Origin of the sequence: Paractinoplanes rishiriensis, assembly GCF_016862375.1 — a bacterium.
Classification (GTDB): Bacteria; Actinomycetota; Actinomycetes; order Mycobacteriales; family Micromonosporaceae; genus Actinoplanes; species Actinoplanes rishiriensis.
The window spans coordinates 190,542-208,962 of record NZ_BOMV01000039.1; the positions used below are offsets into that span (position 1 = coordinate 190,542).

At 67.3% G+C, this 18,421-nt stretch carries 25 protein-coding genes; all 25 read right to left on the reverse strand.

From position 1 onward, the window contains the following. Positions 1 to 10: 10 nt before the first annotated feature. On the reverse strand, positions 11 to 406 hold the full coding sequence (gene rplR, locus Ari01nite_RS17805) for a 50S ribosomal protein L18 (protein WP_438872190.1): 396 nt from the start codon (positions 404 to 406) through the stop codon (positions 11 to 13). After that, positions 403 to 942 (reverse strand): 50S ribosomal protein L6, encoded by a 540-nt coding sequence (rplF, locus tag Ari01nite_RS17810; protein WP_203782370.1) that lies wholly within the window; start codon positions 940 to 942, stop codon positions 403 to 405. Before rplF ends, rplR begins: the two co-directional genes overlap by 4 nt. 17 nt (positions 943 to 959) lie before the next feature. Further along, positions 960 to 1,367, reverse strand: a complete 408-nt coding sequence (rpsH, locus tag Ari01nite_RS17815) for a 30S ribosomal protein S8 (RefSeq protein ID WP_071803329.1) — start codon at positions 1,365 to 1,367, stop codon at positions 960 to 962. A 122-nt stretch (positions 1,368 to 1,489) separates the two neighbouring features. Next, complete coding sequence (locus Ari01nite_RS17820) at positions 1,490 to 1,675, reverse strand: type Z 30S ribosomal protein S14 (RefSeq protein ID WP_106130632.1); 186 nt, start codon at positions 1,673 to 1,675, stop codon at positions 1,490 to 1,492. Positions 1,676 to 1,677: 2 nt separating this feature from the next. Further along, positions 1,678 to 2,247, reverse strand: a complete 570-nt coding sequence (rplE, locus tag Ari01nite_RS17825; RefSeq protein ID WP_203782371.1) for a 50S ribosomal protein L5 — start codon at positions 2,245 to 2,247, stop codon at positions 1,678 to 1,680. Further along, on the reverse strand, positions 2,247 to 2,567 hold the full coding sequence (rplX, locus tag Ari01nite_RS17830; RefSeq protein ID WP_203782450.1) for a 50S ribosomal protein L24: 321 nt from the start codon (positions 2,565 to 2,567) through the stop codon (positions 2,247 to 2,249). The genes rplE and rplX overlap by 1 nt, the downstream gene beginning before the upstream one ends. Beyond that, positions 2,564 to 2,932, reverse strand: coding sequence for a 50S ribosomal protein L14 (gene rplN / locus Ari01nite_RS17835; RefSeq protein WP_203782372.1), 369 nt, complete (start codon positions 2,930 to 2,932; stop codon positions 2,564 to 2,566). Before rplN ends, rplX begins: the two co-directional genes overlap by 4 nt. Positions 2,933 to 3,023: 91 nt before the next feature. Next, entirely contained in the window at positions 3,024 to 3,305 is a 282-nt protein-coding gene (rpsQ, locus tag Ari01nite_RS17840) for a 30S ribosomal protein S17 (protein WP_203782373.1), read from the reverse strand. Then, entirely contained in the window at positions 3,302 to 3,535 is a 234-nt protein-coding gene (gene rpmC, locus Ari01nite_RS17845; protein ID WP_203782374.1) for a 50S ribosomal protein L29, read from the reverse strand. Before rpmC ends, rpsQ begins: the two co-directional genes overlap by 4 nt. Then, positions 3,535 to 3,960 carry a 50S ribosomal protein L16 gene (rplP, locus tag Ari01nite_RS17850; RefSeq protein WP_015618999.1) on the reverse strand — a complete coding sequence of 142 codons (426 nt, stop codon included), beginning with the start codon at positions 3,958 to 3,960 and terminating at the stop codon, positions 3,535 to 3,537. The genes rpmC and rplP overlap by 1 nt, the downstream gene beginning before the upstream one ends. A gap of 3 nt (positions 3,961 to 3,963) precedes the next feature. Beyond that, on the reverse strand, positions 3,964 to 4,818 hold the full coding sequence (gene rpsC / locus Ari01nite_RS17855) for a 30S ribosomal protein S3 (RefSeq protein WP_203782375.1): 855 nt from the start codon (positions 4,816 to 4,818) through the stop codon (positions 3,964 to 3,966). Further along, positions 4,818 to 5,291, reverse strand: a complete 474-nt coding sequence (gene rplV, locus Ari01nite_RS17860) for a 50S ribosomal protein L22 (protein WP_203782376.1) — start codon at positions 5,289 to 5,291, stop codon at positions 4,818 to 4,820. Before rplV ends, rpsC begins: the two co-directional genes overlap by 1 nt. A gap of 38 nt (positions 5,292 to 5,329) precedes the next feature. Further along, positions 5,330 to 5,611: a 30S ribosomal protein S19 gene (gene rpsS / locus Ari01nite_RS17865; protein ID WP_020513590.1), complete on the reverse strand. Its 282-nt coding sequence runs from the start codon at positions 5,609 to 5,611 to the stop codon at positions 5,330 to 5,332. Between the two features lie 12 nt (positions 5,612 to 5,623). Continuing rightward, positions 5,624 to 6,463 carry a 50S ribosomal protein L2 gene (gene rplB, locus Ari01nite_RS17870; protein WP_203782377.1) on the reverse strand — a complete coding sequence of 280 codons (840 nt, stop codon included), beginning with the start codon at positions 6,461 to 6,463 and terminating at the stop codon, positions 5,624 to 5,626. Between the two features lie 14 nt (positions 6,464 to 6,477). Then, positions 6,478 to 6,780 carry a 50S ribosomal protein L23 gene (rplW, locus tag Ari01nite_RS17875; RefSeq protein ID WP_203782378.1) on the reverse strand — a complete coding sequence of 101 codons (303 nt, stop codon included), beginning with the start codon at positions 6,778 to 6,780 and terminating at the stop codon, positions 6,478 to 6,480. After that, positions 6,777 to 7,424 carry a 50S ribosomal protein L4 gene (rplD, locus tag Ari01nite_RS17880; RefSeq protein WP_203782379.1) on the reverse strand — a complete coding sequence of 216 codons (648 nt, stop codon included), beginning with the start codon at positions 7,422 to 7,424 and terminating at the stop codon, positions 6,777 to 6,779. Before rplD ends, rplW begins: the two co-directional genes overlap by 4 nt. Next, positions 7,421 to 8,071, reverse strand: coding sequence for a 50S ribosomal protein L3 (gene rplC, locus Ari01nite_RS17885; protein WP_203782380.1), 651 nt, complete (start codon positions 8,069 to 8,071; stop codon positions 7,421 to 7,423). The genes rplD and rplC overlap by 4 nt, the downstream gene beginning before the upstream one ends. A gap of 12 nt (positions 8,072 to 8,083) precedes the next feature. Further along, entirely contained in the window at positions 8,084 to 8,392 is a 309-nt protein-coding gene (gene rpsJ / locus Ari01nite_RS17890) for a 30S ribosomal protein S10 (protein WP_007073037.1), read from the reverse strand. A gap of 321 nt (positions 8,393 to 8,713) precedes the next feature. Continuing rightward, entirely contained in the window at positions 8,714 to 9,907 is a 1,194-nt protein-coding gene (gene tuf, locus Ari01nite_RS17895; RefSeq protein ID WP_203782381.1) for an elongation factor Tu, read from the reverse strand. Positions 9,908 to 10,119: 212 nt separating this feature from the next. Next, positions 10,120 to 12,216 (reverse strand): elongation factor G, encoded by a 2,097-nt coding sequence (gene fusA, locus Ari01nite_RS17900; protein ID WP_203782382.1) that lies wholly within the window; start codon positions 12,214 to 12,216, stop codon positions 10,120 to 10,122. An 87-nt stretch (positions 12,217 to 12,303) separates the two neighbouring features. Continuing rightward, the gene (rpsG, locus tag Ari01nite_RS17905; RefSeq protein WP_203782383.1) at positions 12,304 to 12,774 is read right to left on the reverse strand and encodes a 30S ribosomal protein S7; all 471 of its coding nucleotides are present in this window, start codon (positions 12,772 to 12,774) and stop codon (positions 12,304 to 12,306) included. A gap of 1 nt (position 12,775) precedes the next feature. Then, a complete protein-coding gene (rpsL, locus tag Ari01nite_RS17910) occupies positions 12,776 to 13,150 on the reverse strand; it encodes a 30S ribosomal protein S12 (protein ID WP_014440718.1) in 375 nt (124 codons plus the stop codon). A gap of 437 nt (positions 13,151 to 13,587) precedes the next feature. Continuing rightward, positions 13,588 to 14,043 (reverse strand): hypothetical protein, encoded by a 456-nt coding sequence (locus Ari01nite_RS17915; RefSeq protein ID WP_203782384.1) that lies wholly within the window; start codon positions 14,041 to 14,043, stop codon positions 13,588 to 13,590. A gap of 42 nt (positions 14,044 to 14,085) precedes the next feature. Continuing rightward, on the reverse strand, positions 14,086 to 14,400 hold the full coding sequence (locus tag Ari01nite_RS17920; RefSeq protein ID WP_203782451.1) for a hypothetical protein: 315 nt from the start codon (positions 14,398 to 14,400) through the stop codon (positions 14,086 to 14,088). A gap of 118 nt (positions 14,401 to 14,518) precedes the next feature. Continuing rightward, entirely contained in the window at positions 14,519 to 18,409 is a 3,891-nt protein-coding gene (locus Ari01nite_RS17925) for a DNA-directed RNA polymerase subunit beta' (protein ID WP_203782385.1), read from the reverse strand. Between the last annotated feature and the right edge of the window lie 12 nt (positions 18,410 to 18,421).

Below are 18,421 nucleotides of genomic sequence, written 5' to 3' on the forward strand. Positions count from 1 at the left end.
TCAATTCCTCCTAGAACTCGAGTCCGGCTTCGCGGGCGGCGTCGGCCAGCGCGGCGATTCGCCCCGCGTACTTGTTGCCACCGCGGTCGAAGATGACCTTGGATACGCCCACGGCCTTGGCCCGTTCGGCGAGGAGAGCACCGACCTTGGTGGCCTGGGCGCTCTTGTCACCCTCGCCGCCCCGCAGGGACGCGTCGAGGGTCGAGGCCGAAGCCAGGGTGTGGCCCTTGAGGTCGTCGACGATCTGCGCGGTGATGTGCCGCGAGGACCGGGTGACGACCAGGCGGGGACGCTCGGCGGTACCGCGGACGTTCTTGCGGACCCGGAAGTGCCGGCGCGCCTTTCCCACGGCACGCTTGGCGGCGACACCGCCGCCATTGCGGCGCTTGAGCAGCGTGGCGGTCACTTCTTACCTGCCTTTCCAGCCTTGCGACGAATGACCTCGCCCTGGTATTTCACGCCCTTGCCCTTGTAGGGCTCGGGCGGGCGGATCTTCCGGATGTTCGCGGCGACCTCGCCGACGAGCTGCTTGTCGATACCGGCGACGGTGAACTGCGTCGGCCGCTCCACCGAGAAGGTGATGCCGGCCGGTGCGGGCACACTCACCGGGTGCGAGAAGCCGAGGGCGAACTCGAGGTCCTTGCCCTTGGCGGTCACCCGGTAACCGGTGCCGTTGATCTCCAGGACCTTCTTGTACCCCTCGGTGACGCCAGTGATCATGTTGGCTACCAGGGTACGCGAAAGGCCGTGCAGCTCCTTGGCCCGACGCTCGTCGTTGGGGCGGTTGACGTGCAGCTCGCCGCCGTCCTTCTGAACCGTGATCGGCTCGGCGACGGTGTGCGAGAGCTCGCCCTTGGGGCCCTTGACCTTGACGGTCTGCCCCGTGATGGTGACATCGACGCCGGCCGGGACCGGGATCGACTTACGTCCGATTCGCGACATGGTTTCTCAGTCTCCAGTTACCAGACGAAGGCGAGGACTTCCCCGCCAACGCTCCGCTTGCGGGCCTGCCGGTCGGTCAGCAGTCCCTGGGACGTCGAAATGATCGCGACGCCCAGGCCACCGAGCACCCGCGGGAGCTCGTCGGACTTGGCGTACACCCGGAGGCCGGGCTTGGAAACGCGCTTGATGCCGGCAAGGCTGCGCTCGCGGTTCTGGCCGTACTTGAGCTCAACGACCAGACGCCTGCCGACAGCGCCCTCCTCGGGCTCCTCGGCCGACCAGGACGCGATGTAGCCCTCTGCCTTGAGGACCTCGGCGATGTTCGCCTTGATCTTCGAGAAGGGCATGGTCACCTTGTCGTGGTACGCCTGGTTGGCGTTACGCAGACGCGTGAGCATGTCTGCGATCGGGTCCGTCATCGTCATGGGTGTTCGTCAACCTTTCTCGCCGCGGTTCCCAGAGACCCGGGCCTACGGCGAAGCGGTATTACAAGTCAGTAGCTCAGCCTTCAGCCCGATTGCGGGCGGTCGGCGGGGCGGTTGGACGGTTACCAGGAAGCCTTGGACACGCCCGGGAGCTCGCCGCGGTGGGCCATCTCCCGGATGCACACCCGGCAGAGGCCGAACTTGCGGTAGACCGAGTGCGGCCGGCCGCAGCGCTGGCACCGGGTGTACGCGCGCACAGCGAACTTCGGCTTCGCGGCAGCCTTCAGGATCAGCGCCTTCTTAGCCATACTCAGTTCTCCTTGAACGGGAAGCCCAGGAGCTTGAGCAGCGCCCGGCCCTCGTCGTCGGTCTTGGCCGTGGTGACCACCGTGATGTCCATGCCCCGCGGCCGATCGATCCGGTCCTGGTCGATCTCGTGGAACACCGACTGCTCGGTCAGGCCGAACGTGTAGTTGCCGTTCCCGTCCAGCTTGCGACCGTCGAGACCGCGGAAGTCACGGATACGCGGCAGCGCGATCGACAGCAGGCGGTCCAGGAACTCCCACATCCGGTCGCCCCGCAGGGTGACCTTGGCGCCGATCGGCATGCCCTCGCGCAGCTTGAACTGGGCGATGGACTTGGTGGCCCGGCGGACCAGCGGCTTCTGACCGGTGATCGTGGTCAGGTCGCGAACCGCGCCGTCGATGAGCTTGGCGTCGCGGGCCGCCTCGCCGACACCCATGTTCACGACGACCTTGACCAGGCCGGGGATCTGCATGGGGTTGGCGTACTGGTACTGCTCCTTGAGCCCGCCGACGACCTCAGAGCGGTACTTCTGCTTGAGGCGGGGCAGCGTCTTGGCTTCGGTAGCGGCAGTCATCAGAGTTCCTTACCGGTCGTACGCGCGATGCGGACCTTCTGGCCGTTGTCGTCGATCCGGTAGCCGATCCGCGTCGGCTTGCCCTGGTCATCCACGATCTGCACGTTCGAGATGTGGATGGGGGCTTCCTGGGTCACGATGCCGCCGGTCTTCGAACCACGCTGCGTGGTGCGGATGCGTTCGTGCTTCTTGACGCGGTTGACGCCCTCGACCAGGACCTTGTCCTGCCGCGGGAAGGCCGCGATGACCTTGCCCTTGGCACCCTTGTCCTTGCCGGCGATGACGACGACCGTGTCGCCCTTCTTGATCTTCACGGTCAGAGCACCTCCGGTGCCAGGCTGATGATCTTCATGAACCGCTTGTCGCGCAGCTCGCGCCCGACCGGGCCGAAGATGCGGGTACCGCGGGGGTCGCCACCGTCCTTGATGATGACGGCGGCGTTCTCGTCGAAGCGGATGTACGAGCCGTCCGGGCGACGCTTCTCCTTGCTGGTGCGGACGATGACCGCCTTGACGACGTCACCCTTCTTCACACCGGCGCCCGGGATGGCGTCCTTGACCGTGGCCACGATGACGTCGCCGATGCTCGCGTAACGGCGGCCGGAACCGCCGAGCACGCGGATGCACAGGATCTCGCGCGCACCCGTGTTGTCGGCGACACGCAGTCGCGACTCCTGCTGGATCACTGGGGTCTCCTATGTCTGCCAGTTCTTCGGGCCTTGCCGAAGCTTGGCGGAACGATGGTCGGAGGGGCCGGCCGGGGGCCGGCCCGACGACTCACTTGGCCTTTTCGAGGATCTCGACGACCCGCCACCGCTTGGTGGCGGAGAGCGGACGGGTCTCCATCAGCAGCACCCGGTCGCCGACGCCGCACGCGTTCTGCTCGTCGTGCACCTTGAGCTTGCGGGTGCGACGCAGGACCTTGCCGTAGAGCGCGTGCTTGACGCGGTCCTCGACCTCGACAACGACCGTCTTGTCCATCTTGTCGCTGACCACCAGGCCCTCGCGAACCTTGCGTGCGTTCCGCGCCGGAGTAGTGGTCACGTTTTCCTCAGTCATGCGGTCACCTCATCCGGCGCGACCGAGAGACCAAGCTCGCGCTCACGCATGATCGTGTAGATCCTCGCGATGTCCTTGCGAACCACCTGCAGCCGACGGTGATTGTCGAGCTGGCCGGTCGCGCCCTGCACGCGAAGATTGAACAGCTCCGCCTTGGCCTCCCGCAGCCGCGACACCAGCTCTTCGCTGGAGAGTTCGCGCAGCTCGCCGGCCTTAACGCCCGCTGCCATCAGCTTTCACCCACTTCGCGCGTCACGATGCGGCACTTCATCGGGAGCTTGTGGATCGCGCGGCGCATCGCCTCGCGCGCGATCGTCTCGTTCGGGAACGACATCTCGAAGAGAATGCGGCCCGGCTTGACGTTCGCCACCCACCACTCGGGAGAACCCTTACCGGAACCCATCCGGGTTTCGGCCGGCTTCTTGGTCAGGGCCTGGTCCGGGAAGATCGAGATCCAGACCTTGCCGCCACGCTTGATGTGGCGGGTCATGGCGATACGAGCCGACTCGATCTGCCGGTTGGTCACGTACGCGGGCTCCAGAGCCTGGATCCCGAACTCGCCGAAGACGACCCGGTTGCCGCCCTTGGACGCGCCGTGGCGGTCCGGGTGGTGCGGCTTGCGGAAGCCCTTCGGGGGCTTACGCGGCATCAGCATGGGTCAGCCCTCCTGCTGCGTTTCAGAGGTGGCCGGCGCCGCGGTGACCGCAGCGTCGGGCACCGACTCACCGGTCGGGGTGTCGGTCCGGGCCTGGGCGGCCGCGCGGCCGGCCTCGGTGCCGCCCGCGGTCGTGCCGGACGAGCCGGAACGGCCACGGCGCGGACGCTCGGGACGGTCACCACGATCGCGGCGCGGACGAGCCGGCGCCTCGGTGACAACCTCACGACCCGGCACGGCGTCGCCCTTGTAGATCCAGACCTTCACGCCGATGCGGCCGAACGTGGTACGCGCCTCGAAGAAGCCGTACTCGATGTTGGCCCGCAGCGTGTGCAGCGGAACGCGACCCTCACGGTAGAACTCGGTGCGGCCCATCCCGGCACCGCCGAGAAGGCCGGACACCTGCACCCGGATGCCCTTGCAGATCGGGTTCTTCATGGCCGACTGGATGGCCTTGCGCATCGCCCGCCGGAAGCTGACCCGGGAGGACAGCTGCTCGGCGACGCCCTGCGCCACCAGCTGAGCGTCCGACTCGGGGCTCTTCACCTCGAGGATGTTCAGCTGGACCTGCTTGCCGGTGAGCTTCTCCAGCTCGCCGCGGATCCGGTCGGCCTCCGCGCCCTTGCGGCCGATGACGATGCCCGGCCGGGCGGTGTGGATGTCAACGCGGACCCGGTCCCGGGTGCGCTCGATGTCCACCTTGGAGATGCCGGCGCGCTCCAGGCCCTTGGACATCATCCGGCGGATCTTGACGTCCTCGCCGATGTAGTCCTTGTAGAGCTTGTCCGCGAACCAGCGGCTCTTCCAGTCGGTGGAGATGCCGAGGCGGAACCCGGTGGGGTGAACCTTCTGACCCATTACTCGGCACCCTCCGTGCTGTTCTGGGACTCGGCCTTGTCGGCCTGCTTCGGCTCAGCGGCCTTGGTGGCCTTCTTCGCCGGCGCGGCCTTCTTCGCCGGGCGGGCCACCTGGACCGCCTCGACCGCGATGGTGATGTGACAGGTGCGCTTGCGGATCCGGTACGCCCGGCCCTGCGCCCGCGGACGGAACCGCTTGAGCGTCGGGCCTTCGTCCACGAACGCCTCGCTCACGAGGAGCGCGTCGGGGTCCAGCCGCTCGTTGGTCTCCGCGTTCGCAATCGCGCTGGCGAGCACCTTGTAGACCTGCTCGCTCGCAGCCTGCGGCGCGAACTGCAGGACGGTGAGCGCCTCCTTCGCGGGCAGACCGCGGACGAGGTTGACCACCCGGCGCGCCTTGTTCGGCGAGATGCGCACGTGCCGCGCAACCGCCCGCGCGCCCGGAAGCACCGGAGCGTCGCCCTTGACTGGCATCGCTGTAGCTCCTTGATCCTCTAATCCGTGTGTCTGCTTTAGCGGCGACGGCTCTTGCGGTCGTCCTTCTCGTGACCCTTGAACGTGCGGGTCAGAGCGAACTCCCCGAGCTTGTGCCCGACCATGGCCTCGGTGATGAACACCGGGACGTGCTTGCGCCCGTCGTGCACGGCGATCGTGTGCCCGAGCATGTCGGGAATGATCGTCGAGCGCCGCGACCAGGTCTTGATGACGTTCTTCGAGTTCTTCTCGTTCTGGACTTCCACCTTCTTGAGCAGGTGGTCGTCGACGAACGGGCCCTTCTTGAGGCTGCGAGGCATCTTCTACTCCCGTTACCCGCGCTTGCGGGTCGCGTAGCGGCGGCGAACGATCAGCTTGTCGCTCGGCTGGCCCTTGCGACGGGTACGGCCCTCAGGCTTACCCGCCGGGTTCACCGGGTGGCGACCACCGGAGGTCTTACCCTCACCACCACCGTGCGGGTGGTCGATCGGGTTCATGGCGACACCACGGACGGTCGGGCGCTTGCCCTTCCACCGCATACGACCAGCCTTACCCCAGTTGATGTTCGACTGGTCGGCGTTGCCGATCTCGCCGACCGTGGCGCGGCAGCGCACGTCGACGCGACGGATCTCGCCGGAGGGCATACGCAGCGTGGCGTACGCGCCCTCACGGCCGAGCAGCTGGATGCCGACGCCGGCCGAGCGGGCCAGCTTGGCGCCACCGCCGGGACGAAGCTCCACACCGTGGATCGTCGTACCGACCGGGATGTTGCGCAGGGGCAGGTTGTTCCCCGGCTTGATGTCCGCGCCCGGGCCGGACTCGACGCGGTCGCCCTGCTTCAGGTCCTTCGGCGCGACGATGTAGCGCTTCTCGCCGTCGGCGTAGTGCAGCAGCGCGATCCGAGCGGTGCGGTTCGGGTCGTACTCGATGTGCGCGACCTTGGCCGGCACGCCGTCCTTGTCCACCCGCTTGAAGTCGATCAGCCGGTACTGCCGCTTGTGACCGCCGCCCTGGTGCCGGGTGGTGATCCGGCCGTGGACGTTGCGGCCGCCCTTCTTGGGCAGCGGAACCAGCAGAGACTTCTCCGGCGTGGACCGGGTGATCTCGGCGAAGTCGGCGACGCTCGAGCCGCGACGGCCCGGCGTGGTCGGCTTGTACTTACGGATAGCCATTGTTTTACAACCCCTTAGCTGACCGGGCCGCCGAAGGCCTCGATACGGTCACCGTCAGCCAGCTTGACCATGGCGCGCTTGGTCGCCTTGCGCTGACCGAAGCCGGTCCGGGTGCGCTTGCGCTTGCCCTCGCGGTTCGCGGTGTTCACGGTCAGCACCCGCACGTTGAAGATCTGCTGGATCGCGATCTTGATCTGGGTCTTGTTCGCGTCCGGGTCGACGAGGAACGTGTACCAGTTCTGGTCGAGAACGCTGTAGCTCTTCTCGGAGACCACGGGCGCGATGATGATGTCCCGCGGGTCGGCGATCGTGGTCACTTGTTCCCCTCCTCGGCCGCCGCGGGCGCACCCAGGAACTCGTCGAGCGCTTCCTTGGTGAAGACCACCACGTCGGCAACCAGCACGTCGTACGTGTTGAGCTGGCCGGACTCGATGAGGTGCACGGTCGTCTCGTTGCGCAGCGACAGCCAGTTCAGCTCGTCGGTGCTGCTGAGCACGACCAGGACCTTGGTCGAGTCGGTCGCCTTGCGCAGGGTCGCGACCGCGGCCTTGGTCGACGGCTTGTCGCCGCTGACGAACGCCTCGACCACGTGCACCCGGCCGTCGCGGGCCCGGTCCGAGAGGGCGCCACGCAGGGCGGCAGCCTTCATCTTCTTGGGGGTCCGCTGGCTGTAGTCGCGCGGCACCGGGCCGTGCACCACGCCACCGCCGGTGAACTGCGGTGCCCGGATCGAGCCCTGGCGAGCCCGGCCGGTGCCCTTCTGCTTGTACGGCTTCTTGCCGCCGCCGGCGACCTCGCCCCGCGTCTTGGCCTTGTGCGTGCCCTGCCGCGCGGCGGCGAGCTGGGCGACGACGACCTGGTGCATCAGCGGGATGTTCGCCTGCACGTCGAAGACGTCGCCGGGCAGCTCGACCGAGCCGGCCTTGGCGCCCTCGACATTGATCACGTCAACCGTGCTCACTTGGCACCGCCCTTCTTGGCCGCGGTACGGACCAGGATCAGCGCGCCCTTGGGACCGGGCACAGCGCCCCGGACCAGCAGGATGTTGTTCTCGGTGTCCACCGCCTGCACGGTCAGGTTCTGCACGGTGTAGCGGCGGTTGCCCATCCGGCCGGCCATCCGGACGCCCTTGAAGACGCGACCCGGGGTGGCGCAGGCGCCGATGGAGCCGGGCGAGCGGTGCTTGCGCTCGACACCGTGGCTGCTCTTGAGGCCGTGGAAGCCGTGCCGCTTCATGACACCGGCGTAGCCCTTGCCCTTGGTCTTACCGGTGACGTCGATCGGCGCACCGACCGCGAACGCCTCGACGGTGACCTCCTGGCCGAGCTCGTACTCGCCGGCGTCGGTGGTGCGCAGCTCCACGAGGTGGCGCCGCGGCGACACACCGGCCTTGGCGTAGTGGCCACTCTCCGGCTTGTTGACCTTGCGCGGGTCGATGGCGCCGTACGCCAACTGGACAGCCGAGTAGCCGTCCTTGTCATCGGTGCGGACCTGGGTCACGACGCACGGGCCGGCCTGAACCACGGTCACCGGGACGACCTTGTTGTTGTCCCAGACCTGAGTCATGCCGAGCTTGGCGCCCAGAATCCCCTTTACTTGCCTGTCCATTAGTCCGGATCCCTACAGCTTGATCTCGATGTCGACGCCAGCCGGCAGGTCGAGGCGCATGAGCGAGTCGACCGTCTTGGGAGTCGGGTCGATGATGTCGATCAGCCGCTTGTGCGTGCGCATCTCGAAGTGCTCGCGCGAGTCCTTGTACTTGTGCGGCGAACGGATCACGCAGAAACGGTTGATCTCCGTGGGCAGCGGCACCGGGCCCGCGACCTGCGCCCCGGTACGCGTCACCGTCTCGACGATCTTCCGCGCCGAGGAGTCGACGACCTCGTGGTCATAGGCCTTGAGCCGGATGCGGATCTTCTGTCCCGCCATGGTGGCTTCTGTTTCCTTCTCTCGATGCCGCTACGTGCGAAAGCGGTGGCTTCCGCATGCCCGCAGGACGGTTGATCCTGCGTTGTCCGACCCCCGCGGTCGGGCGTGTCGCGCCTCGTCTCAGAGAGCAGCTCTGTTCAGCAACTCGACCCACGGGGATCTGGAATGCCTGGGCGGCCAGCAAACACTCGGGCCAGCAAACACGCCCCAGACACCCGGCGAGGGTGGCTGGCACCGTGAAGGCGCCAACCACCCCGCGCGGACGCAACCTGACTAGTATGCCGGATCGACGCCGGCAATGCTAATCGGGGTCACCCGACCCTACTTGTTGATCTTCGTGACCGTTCCGGCGCCGACGGTGCGGCCACCCTCACGGATCGCGAACTTCAGGCCCTGCTCCATGGCGATCGGCTGGATCAGCTTGACCGACATGGTGGTGGAGTCGCCCGGCATGACCATCTCGGTGCCCTCGGGCAGCGTGACGACGCCGGTGACGTCCGTGGTGCGGAAGTAGAACTGCGGGCGGTAGTTCTGGAAGAACGGCGTGTGCCGGCCACCCTCCTCCTTGGAGAGGATGTAGACCTGGCCCTCGAACTCCGTGTGCGGAGTCGTGGTGCCCGGACGCACAACCACCATGCCGCGCTCGACGTCCTCGCGCTTGATACCGCGGAGCAGCAGACCGACGTTCTCGCCCGCGCGGGCCTCGTCGAGCAGCTTGCGGAACATCTCGATGCCGGTGCAGACGGTCTTGGTCGACTTCTCGCGGATACCGACGATCTCGACCTCCTCGTTCGGCTTGAGGATGCCACGCTCGGCGCGACCGGTGACCACGGTGCCACGACCGGTGATCGTGAAGACGTCCTCGATGGGCATGAGGAACGCCTTCTCGGTGTCACGCTCGGGCTGCGGGATCGCGGTGTCCACAGCGCTCATGAGCTCGAGCAGACGCTCGGTCCACTCCTTGTCGCCCTCGAGCGCCTTGAGCGCCGAGACGCGCACGACCGGCACGTCGTCGCCCGGGAACTCGTAGGTGCTGAGCAGCTCACGAACCTCGAGCTCGACGAGCTCCAGGAGCTCCTCGTCCTCGACCATGTCGCTCTTGTTCAGGGCGACGACGATGTACGGAACACCGACCTGGCGGGCCAGGAGCACGTGCTCCTTGGTCTGCGGCATCGGGCCGTCGGTCGCGGCAACCACCAGGATCGCGCCGTCCATCTGCGCGGCACCGGTGATCATGTTCTTGATGTAGTCCGCGTGGCCGGGGCAGTCCACGTGCGCGTAGTGACGCGCCGCGGTCTGGTACTCGACGTGCGCGATCGAGATCGTGATACCACGCGCCTTCTCTTCCGGCGCCTTGTCGATCTCGTCGAACGGGGTGTACGGGTTCAGGTCCGGGTACTGGTCGTGCAGGACCTTGGTGATGGCCGCAGTCAGCGTCGTCTTACCGTGGTCGATGTGACCAATGGTGCCGATGTTGACGTGCGGCTTAGTCCGCTCGAACTTCGCCTTCGCCACTGGTGTCCTCCTGTGGACTGTGTCTTTTCTTTCGCCCGGCACGCCCGATAAGGCGATGGGGACTCTGTCGACTGCTCGCGCGCGTGCGGTTCTCGACGAACCGCACGCGCCTCACCGCTCACACAAAGAGGAAAGCCCCCGCAGCCTTCACGGTGTTGATTTGGCTCACCTCCGGGTGCCCTCCGCTCCGCGCTTCGTTCCTCGCGCGATGCTCACGCACCCGTCGCCTTCGCGATGATCTCCTTCGCGACGCCCTGCGGGACCTCGGCGTAGGAGTCGAACTGCATGCTGTAGCTGGCCCGGCCCTGGGTCTTCGACCGAAGGTCGCCAACGTAGCCGAACATCTCGGACAGCGGGACCAGCGCCTTGACGACGCGGGCGCCGGAGCGCTCCTCCATCGACTGGATGATGCCCCGCCGGGAGTTGAGGTCGCCGATCACGTCGCCCATGTTGTCCTCGGGCGTGGTGACCTCGACCGCCATCATCGGCTCGAGCAGCGCGGGGTCGGCCTTGCGGGCCGCCTCCTTCATCACCATCGAGCCGGCGATCTTGAACGCCATTTCGGACGAGTCGACCTCGTGGTACTGACCGTCGAGCAGCGTCAGCTTGACACCGACCAGCGGGTAGCCGGCGAGCACGCCGTACTGCATGGCGTCCTGCGCACCCGCGTCCACCGAGGGGATGAACTCCCTGGGGATGCGGCCACCGGTGACGGCGTTGACGAACTCGTACGTCGGGCCGTCGGCGCCGAGCGACAGCGGCTCGAGCTTGACGATGACCTTCGCGTACTGGCCCGAGCCACCGGTCTGCTTCTTGTGCACGTAGTCGAGCTTCTCCACGGTGCCGCGGATCGTCTCGCGGTACGCCACCTGCGGCTTACCGATGTTGGCCTCGACGTTGAACTCGCGCCGCATCCGGTCGACGAGGATGTCGAGGTGCAGCTCGCCCATGCCGGCGATGACCGTCTGACCGGTCTCCTCGTCGTTCCAGACGCGGAAGGTCGGGTCTTCCTCGGCCAGGCGCTGGATCGCGGTGCCCAGCTTCTCCTGGTCGGACTTGGTCTTCGGCTCGATGGCGACCTGGATGACCGGCTCCGGGAACGTCATCGACTCCAGGATGACCGGGTTGGCCGGGTCGCTGAGCGTGTCACCGGTGGTGGTCTGCTTCAGACCCTGGACGGCGATGATGTCGCCGGCCTGCGCCGTGGGCCGCTCCTCACGCTTGTTCGCGTGCATCTGGTAGATCTTGCCGATCCGCTCCTTGCGGTCCTTGGTGGAGTTGACCACCTGGGAGCCGGACTCGAGCGTGCCGGAGTAGACGCGAACGTAGGTGAGCTTGCCGAGGTGCTTGTCCGTCTGGATCTTGAACGCCAGGGCCGAGAACGGCTCCGAGTTCGACGGCTTGCGCTGGAGCGGCGTCTCGCCGTCCGTCGCGGTGCCCTCGATGGCCGGGATGTCCAGCGGCGACGGCAGGTACTCGATCACGGCGTCGAGCATGGGCTGAACACCCTTGTTCTTGAACGCCGAGCCGCAGAGCACCGGGTTGGCCTTGCTGGCGATCGTGGACCGCCGGATGGCGGCCTTGATCTCGTCCTGGGAGACCTCCTCGCCCTCGAGGTACTTCTCCATGACCGCGTCGTCGACGTCGGCCAGGGTCTCGATCAGCTTCTCGCGCCACTCGGTAGCGGAGTCGACCAGCTCGGCCGGGATCTCCTCGACCGCGTAGTCCTCACCCTTCTGGGTCTCCCCACGCCAGGTGAGGGCGCGCATGCCGACCAGGTCCACGACGCCGATGTGGTCGCCCTCGAGCCCGATCGGGATCTGGAGCACCAGCGGGGTCGCGTTGAGCCGGTCGATCATCATCTGCACGCAGCGGAAGAAGTCGGCGCCGGTCCGGTCGAGCTTGTTGACGAAGCACATCCGGGGAACGTGGTACTTGTCCGCCTGCCGCCAGACGTTCTCGGTCTGCGGCTCCACACCGGCCACGCCGTCGTAGACCGCCACCGCGCCGTCCAGCACACGCAACGACCGCTCGACCTCAACCGTGAAGTCGACGTGGCCGGGCGTGTCGATGATCTGGATCGTATGGCCCTTCCACTCGCACTTGGTGGCGGCGGAAGTGATCGTGATACCGCGCTCCTGCTCCTGCTCCATCCAGTCCATGGTGGCGGCGCCATCGTGGACTTCACCGATCTTGTACGTGATACCGGTGTAGAAGAGGATTCGCTCGGTGGTCGTGGTCTTACCAGCATCGATGTGCGCCATGATGCCGATGTTGCGTACGTTGGCGAGCGCGTCTGCGGCGGCCACTTCAATCCCTACTTTTCTTCGTCGTCGTCTCTAGGACCGGTACGACTTGCCTAGTGGCCCGGCGGGGAGCCGGGCCGGCAGCGGGTCTTACCAGCGGTAGTGCGCGAAGGCCTTGTTGGACTCCGCCATCTTGTGGGTGTCCTCGCGCCGCTTGACCGCAGCGCCAAGGCCGTTGCTGGCGTCGAGCAGCTCGTTCTGGAGGCGCTCGACCATCGTCTTCTCCCGGCGGGCCTTGGAGTACTGGACCAGCCAGCGCAGGCCGAGAGTGGTCTGCCGCGGGGTACGGACCTCGACCGGCACCTGGTAGGTCGCGCCACCGACACGGCGGCTGCGGACCTCGAGGGTCGGCTTCACGTTGTCCATCGCGCGCTTCAGCGTCACCACCGGGTCGGTTCCGCTCTTCTCCCGGCAACCCTCGAGCGCGCCGTACACGATGCGCTCGGCCAGCTGGCGCTTGCCGGCGATCAGGATCTTGTTGATCAGCTGAGTCACGAGCGGGGAGTTGTAAACCGGATCCGGAACCACGGGGTGGCGCGGAGCGGGGCCCTTACGCGGCATATCAGCTCTTCTCCTTCTTCGCGCCGTAACGGCTGCGGGCCTGCTTGCGGTTGCGGACACCCTGGGTGTCCAGCGAACCACGGACGATCTTGTAGCGGACGCCGGGCAGGTCCTTCACACGGCCACCACGCACGAGCACGATCGAGTGCTCCTGCAGGTTGTGGCCGACGCCCGGGATGTACGCCGTCACCTCGATCTGGCTGCTGAGCTTCACACGAGCGACCTTGCGCAGCGCGGAGTTCGGCTTCTTGGGGGTGGTGGTGTACACGCGCGTGCACACGCCGCGCCGCTGGGGACTTCCCTTCAGCGCCGGCGTCTTGGTCTTACTCGTCTTCGCCTGGCGGCCCTTGCGGACCAGCTGCTGGATCGTGGGCACCGGGTTTCTCCGCTCCCTTCGGCCGCTTTCTTGATCGGCCGCACCGTCTTGTATGTCTCTGTGCGCCGTACGCTCCCCAAATATCGGAGAGTGTCCGGCACCCGCGGTCGGGCGTGTCGTCCGGCTCACGGTCCCGCCGCGCGTGATGTCACGCGCACCGGGTCTTGTCTGTGTCACCGCGATGAACGTCAACGCGGTGAAGCTCGGCGTGCTTTATGTACCCCGTCTCTAACGTTCGACTCGGGCGCACGCACGAGTTGCCCGGGCAAGCCCGGGCACGAGGGGAAAGAGTACCCACCACGAGCACCCAGGTCAAAATCGACAGGTTGCCGACGACCGGGCTGTCACGACGGATATCTCCGAGACAAGTGTACCGGGTGCCTCGCGGCGGTTTACCGCGGTGCCCCAACCCGGCCGTCCGAAGCGCCGAGCGCCCCTCAGGACGACAGCTGCAGCATCAGTGCCAACGCCATCGACAGCGCCGCGATTCCCGCACCGGTGGCTCCACAGCAGATGCCCGCGATGGCCACGCCGTTGCCGGTGAACCGCACCTGGCCGGGCTGCACCGGGCGGCGGACCTGCCGGCGGGCGGCCACACCCACCACGATCGCTCCCCCGCCACCGAGCAGGCTGAGCACCGTGAACGCGCCGGCGGCCTGAGCGCCCCAGCCGGCGTCGGCGCCGAGAAGCCCGAAGCAGAACACCACCACCGACACCAGGATCGATCCGATGCCGGCCAGCAGCGAGCCCACCGCCAGGCCCGACGTGATCGGCTCGACCCGCAGCTGGACCAGACCGAACTCGGTGCCCGGCACGGCCTCGACCCGCTCCGGCTGCCAGCTGTCGGCGGGCGACGTCGGCGGGACGGCCGGCGGGTACGGCTGCTGGGTCATAGAGAAAGCATGTCACCCGTACGGGCCGCGCGGCAGCCCGGCCTAGTCGGTGCCGGGGGCGAAGTCGGGGCCGGCCGGCGAGCTGGCCAGGTGGAGCAGGCCGGCGATCGAAGCCACCACGAGCGTGGCCAGGGCCAGCACGATGCCGATCCAGGCCAGCCGGCGGCCGCGCCGGATCCACGCCCCGCCGGTCAGATAACCCCTGGCGGCGTACGCGTCCCGGGCCGCCTGCCGGGCCAGCACGAGTGCGATCGTGGCGGGAATCACACCGCCGACGAATGCCCCGGTCAGGAAGCCCACCAAGCCCAGAGCGAAGACCGCCCGTGCCTTGGTGGAGCGCTCCGGGTCCGGATCCATCGGGTGGCGGGTAGGTGCCGCCGCGGGGACTGTCACCCGTCCATCCTAAGAACGCCGGCCTCAGAACGCCGGAGGGCGGCCGCGCCAGCGCGCGACCGCCCTCCGAGCAACGAAACCGTCAGCGGTAGGACCCGAAGTCGAAGTCGTCCAGCGGCACAGCCTGCCCGCTGGCCGGCCCGAAGCCGTAGTCGGTCTCCGGGTACCCGGTCATCGAGTACACCTTGGCCTTGGCCTCCTCGGTCGGCTCGACCCGGATGTTGCGGTACTTGCTGATGCCCGTACCGGCCGGGATGAGCTTACCGATGATGACGTTCTCCTTGAGGCCGACCAGCGAGTCGCTCCGCGAGTTGATCGCCGCGTCGGTCAGCACCCGGGTGGTCTCCTGGAAGGAGGCCGCCGAGAGCCAGGAGTCGGTCGCCAGCGACGCCTTGGTGATACCCATGAGCACCGGACGACCGGCGGCGGGCTCGCCACCCTCGCCGACGAGCCGGCGGTTCTCCGACTCGAACAGCGCCCGGTCGACCAGCACGCCCGGCAGGAACTCCGCGGCACCCGAGTCGATGACCGTCACCCGCTTGAGCATCTGGCGGATGATGATCTCGATGTGCTTGTCGTGGATGAGCACACCCTGCGAGCGGTAGACCTCCTGGACCTCCTGGGTCAGGTGGACCTGGACCGCCCGCGGACCCATGATCCGCAGAAGCTCGTGCGGGTCGATGGTGCCCTCGGTGAGCTTCTCGCCGACGCCGACGTGGTCGCCGTCGTGGGCACGGAGCTTGACCCGCTTGGAGATCTTGTCGTACACGATCTCCTCGCTGCCGTCGTCCGGCACCACGACGATCTTGCGCGAGCGCTCGCCGTCCTCGATCCGGATGCGGCCCGGGGTGTCGGCGATGGGCGCCTTGCCCTTGGGCACGCGGGCCTCGAAGATCTCCTGCACACGCGGCAGACCCTGGGTGATGTCCTCACCCGCGACACCACCGGTGTGGAAGGTACGCATCGTCAGCTGGGTACCCGGCTCACCGATGGACTGGGCCGCGATGATGCCGACCGCCTCACCGATGTCGACCCCCTTGCCGGTCGGCAGCGAACGGCCGTAGCAGGCCGCGCACACGCCGAGCTTCGACTCACAGGTCAGCACACTGCGCACCCGGACGTTCTCGATGCCGTTGGCGACGAGGATGTCGACCAGGATCGAGTTGAGGTCCGAGCCCCGCGGCACCACGACGCTGCCGTCCAGGCCCTTGGCGTCGTCGGCCAGGGTCCGGGCGTGCACACCGGTCTCGGCGTGCACGTGCACGACCAGGGTGCCGTCCGCCTCGCGCTCGCCGACCTGCATCGGGATCGCGCGGTCGGTGCCGCAGTCCTCCTCGCGGATGATGACATCCTGCGAGACGTCCACCAGACGCCGGGTCAGGTAACCCGAGTCGGCGGTACGCAGCGCGGTGTCGGCCAGACCCTTACGGGCACCGTGCGTGGAGATGAAGTACTCCAGCACGGTCAGACCCTCGCGGTACGACGAGGTGATCGGCCGCGGGATGATCTCACCCTTGGGGTTGGCCACCAGGCCACGGATCGCGGCGATCTGCCGCAGCTGCAGCAGGTTACCGCGAGCGCCCGAGTTGATCATGACCCAGAGCGGGTTCTCCCGGGGCAGCGCGGCCTCCATCTCCTTGGAGATCTCGGTCGTCGCCGCGGTCCAGATGTCGATCAGCTCGCCGCGACGCTCCTCGCTGGTGATCAGACCGCGCTGGTACTGCTTGTCGATCTGGTCCGCCTCGGCCTGGTAGCGCGCCAGGATCTCGGGCTTGCGCGCGGGGCCGATGACGTCGCCCATGCCGATCGTCACGCCGGACCAGGTGGCCCAGTGGAAGCCGGCCTCCTTGAGCGCGTCCAGGGTGGCCGCCAGGGCCACCTTCGGGAAGCGCTCGGCGAGGTCGTTGACGATCGCCGACAGCTGACCCTTGCGGATCTCGTAGTTCACGAAGCGGTAGCCCGGAGGCAGCGTCTCGTTGAAGATCACCCGGCCCAGCGTGGTCTCGACCAGCAGCGGATCGCCCTCGGTCCACTCCTCCGGAGCGTCCCAGCGCGGGCCGTTGGCGCCGTTGTCGACACCGACCACCTCACGCAGACGCACCTTGATCGGCGCCTGCAGGTGCAGTTCGCCGTTGTCGAAGGCCATCCGCGCCTCGGCGTCCGAGCTGAACACCCGGCCCTCGCCCTTGGCACCGGGCGTCTCGTGGGTCAGGTGGTACAGGCCGATGACCATGTCCTGGGTGGGCATGGTGACCGGCTTGCCGTCGGCCGGCTTGAGGATGTTGTTCGAGGAGAGCATCAGGATCCGGGCCTCGGCCTGGGCCTCGGCCGACAGCGGCACGTGCACCGCCATCTGGTCACCGTCGAAGTCGGCGTTGAACGCCGTGCAGACGAGCGGGTGGATCTGGATCGCCTTGCCCTCGACCAGCTGCGGCTCGAAGGCCTGGATGCCCAGGCGGTGCAGGGTCGGCGCGCGGTTCAGCAGCACCGGGTGCTCGCTGATGACCTCTTCGAGGACGTCCCACACGACCGGCCGCTGACGCTCGACCATCCGCTTGGCCGACTTGATGTTCTGCGCGTGGTTCAGGTCGACCAGGCGCTTCATCACGAACGGCTTGAACAGCTCCAGCGCCATCTGCTTGGGCAGGCCGCACTGGTGCAGCTTGAGCCGCGGGCCGACGACGATCACGGAACGACCGGAGTAGTCGACCCGCTTGCCCAGCAGGTTCTGCCGGAACCGGCCCTGCTTGCCCTTGAGCATGTCGGACAGCGACTTGAGCGGGCGGTTACCCGGGCCGGTGACCGGCCGGCCGCGGCGGCCGTTGTCGAACAGCGCGTCGACGGCCTCCTGCAGCATCCGCTTCTCGTTGTTCACAATGATCTCGGGCGCGCCCAGGTCGATCAGGCGCTTGAGACGGTTGTTCCGGTTGATGACCCGGCGGTACAGGTCGTTCAGGTCGCTGGTCGCGAACCGGCCACCGTCGAGCTGCACCATGGGACGCAGGTCGGGCGGGATGACCGGGACGCAGTCGAGCACCATGCCGAGCGGCGAGTTGCGGGTGTTCAGGAACGCGGCGACGACCTTGAGCCGCTTGAGCGCACGGATCTTCCGCTGGCCCTTACCGGTGCGGATGATCTCCCGCAGCGACTCGGCCTCGGCGTCCAGGTCCATGTTCTCGAGCAGCGCCTTGATCGCCTCGGCGCCCATCCCGCCGGTGAAGTACTCACCGAAGCGGTCGCGCAGCTCGCGGTACAGCAGCTCGTCGGTGACCAGCTGCTTCGAGTCGAGCTTGCGGAACGTGTCCAGCACCTCGTCCAGGCGGTCGATCTCGCGCTGCGCCTTGTCCCGGATCTGGCGCATCTCGCGCTCGCCAGCCTCCTTGACCTTGCGGCGCACGTCCGCCTTGGCTCCCTCGGCCTCGAGCTCCGCGAGGTCCTGCTCCAGCTTGGCGGCCCGCTTCTCGATCTCGGAGTCGCGGCCGTTCTCGGACTGCCGCTTCTCCGCGAAGATCTCGTTCTCGATCGTAGACATGTCGCGGTGACGGGCGTCTGTGTCTACCGAAGTGATCACGTACGAGGCGAAGTAAATGATCTTTTCGAGGTCCTTGGGCGCCAGGTCGAGCAGATAGCCCAGCCGGCTCGGCACACCCTTGAAGTACCAGATGTGCGTGACCGACGCGGCCAGCTCGATGTGACCCATCCGCTCACGGCGGACCTTGGACCGGGTCACCTCGACGCCGCAGCGCTCACAGATGATGCCCTTGAACCGGACCCGCTTGTACTTGCCGCAGTAGCACTCCCAGTCCCGCTGCGGACCGAAGATCTTCTCGCAGAAGAGTCCGTCCTTCTCGGGCTTGAGGGTGCGGTAGTTGATCGTCTCGGGCTTCTTGACCTCGCCGTGCGACCACTGGCGGATGTCGTCAGCGGTCGCCAGGCCGATACGCAACTCGTCGAAGAAGTTGACGTCGAGCACTTGGACTATCCC

Excerpts from the sequence above, each read along its gene's own strand:
- rplV (WP_203782376.1), bottom strand. The coding sequence starts at position 5,291 with ATGCCAGTCAAGGGCGACGCTCCGGTGCTTCCGGGCGCGCGGGCGGTT.
- rplE (WP_203782371.1), bottom strand. The coding sequence starts at position 2,247 with ATGACTGCCGCTACCGAAGCCAAGACGCTGCCCCGCCTCAAGCAGAAG.
- rpsH (WP_071803329.1), bottom strand. The coding sequence starts at position 1,367 with ATGACGATGACGGACCCGATCGCAGACATGCTCACGCGTCTGCGTAAC.
- rplC (WP_203782380.1), bottom strand. The coding sequence starts at position 8,071 with ATGGACAGGCAAGTAAAGGGGATTCTGGGCGCCAAGCTCGGCATGACT.
- rpmC (WP_203782374.1), bottom strand. The coding sequence starts at position 3,535 with ATGGCAGCGGGCGTTAAGGCCGGCGAGCTGCGCGAACTCTCCAGCGAA.
- rpsC (WP_203782375.1), bottom strand. The coding sequence starts at position 4,818 with ATGGGTCAGAAGGTTCACCCCACCGGGTTCCGCCTCGGCATCTCCACC.
- rplB (WP_203782377.1), bottom strand. The coding sequence starts at position 6,463 with ATGGCTATCCGTAAGTACAAGCCGACCACGCCGGGCCGTCGCGGCTCG.
- rpsG (WP_203782383.1), bottom strand. The coding sequence starts at position 12,774 with ATGCCGCGTAAGGGCCCCGCTCCGCGCCACCCCGTGGTTCCGGATCCG.
- Ari01nite_RS17915 (WP_203782384.1), bottom strand. The coding sequence starts at position 14,043 with ATGACCCAGCAGCCGTACCCGCCGGCCGTCCCGCCGACGTCGCCCGCC.
- Ari01nite_RS17820 (WP_106130632.1), bottom strand. The coding sequence starts at position 1,675 with ATGGCTAAGAAGGCGCTGATCCTGAAGGCTGCCGCGAAGCCGAAGTTC.
- rplP (WP_015618999.1), bottom strand. The coding sequence starts at position 3,960 with ATGCTGATGCCGCGTAAGCCCCCGAAGGGCTTCCGCAAGCCGCACCAC.
- rplF (WP_203782370.1), bottom strand. The coding sequence starts at position 942 with ATGTCGCGAATCGGACGTAAGTCGATCCCGGTCCCGGCCGGCGTCGAT.
- rpsJ (WP_007073037.1), bottom strand. The coding sequence starts at position 8,392 with ATGGCGGGACAGAAGATCCGCATCCGGCTCAAGGCCTATGACCACGAG.
- rpsS (WP_020513590.1), bottom strand. The coding sequence starts at position 5,611 with ATGCCTCGCAGCCTCAAGAAGGGCCCGTTCGTCGACGACCACCTGCTC.
- rpsQ (WP_203782373.1), bottom strand. The coding sequence starts at position 3,305 with ATGACTGAGGAAAACGTGACCACTACTCCGGCGCGGAACGCACGCAAG.
- Ari01nite_RS17920 (WP_203782451.1), bottom strand. The coding sequence starts at position 14,400 with ATGGATCCGGACCCGGAGCGCTCCACCAAGGCACGGGCGGTCTTCGCT.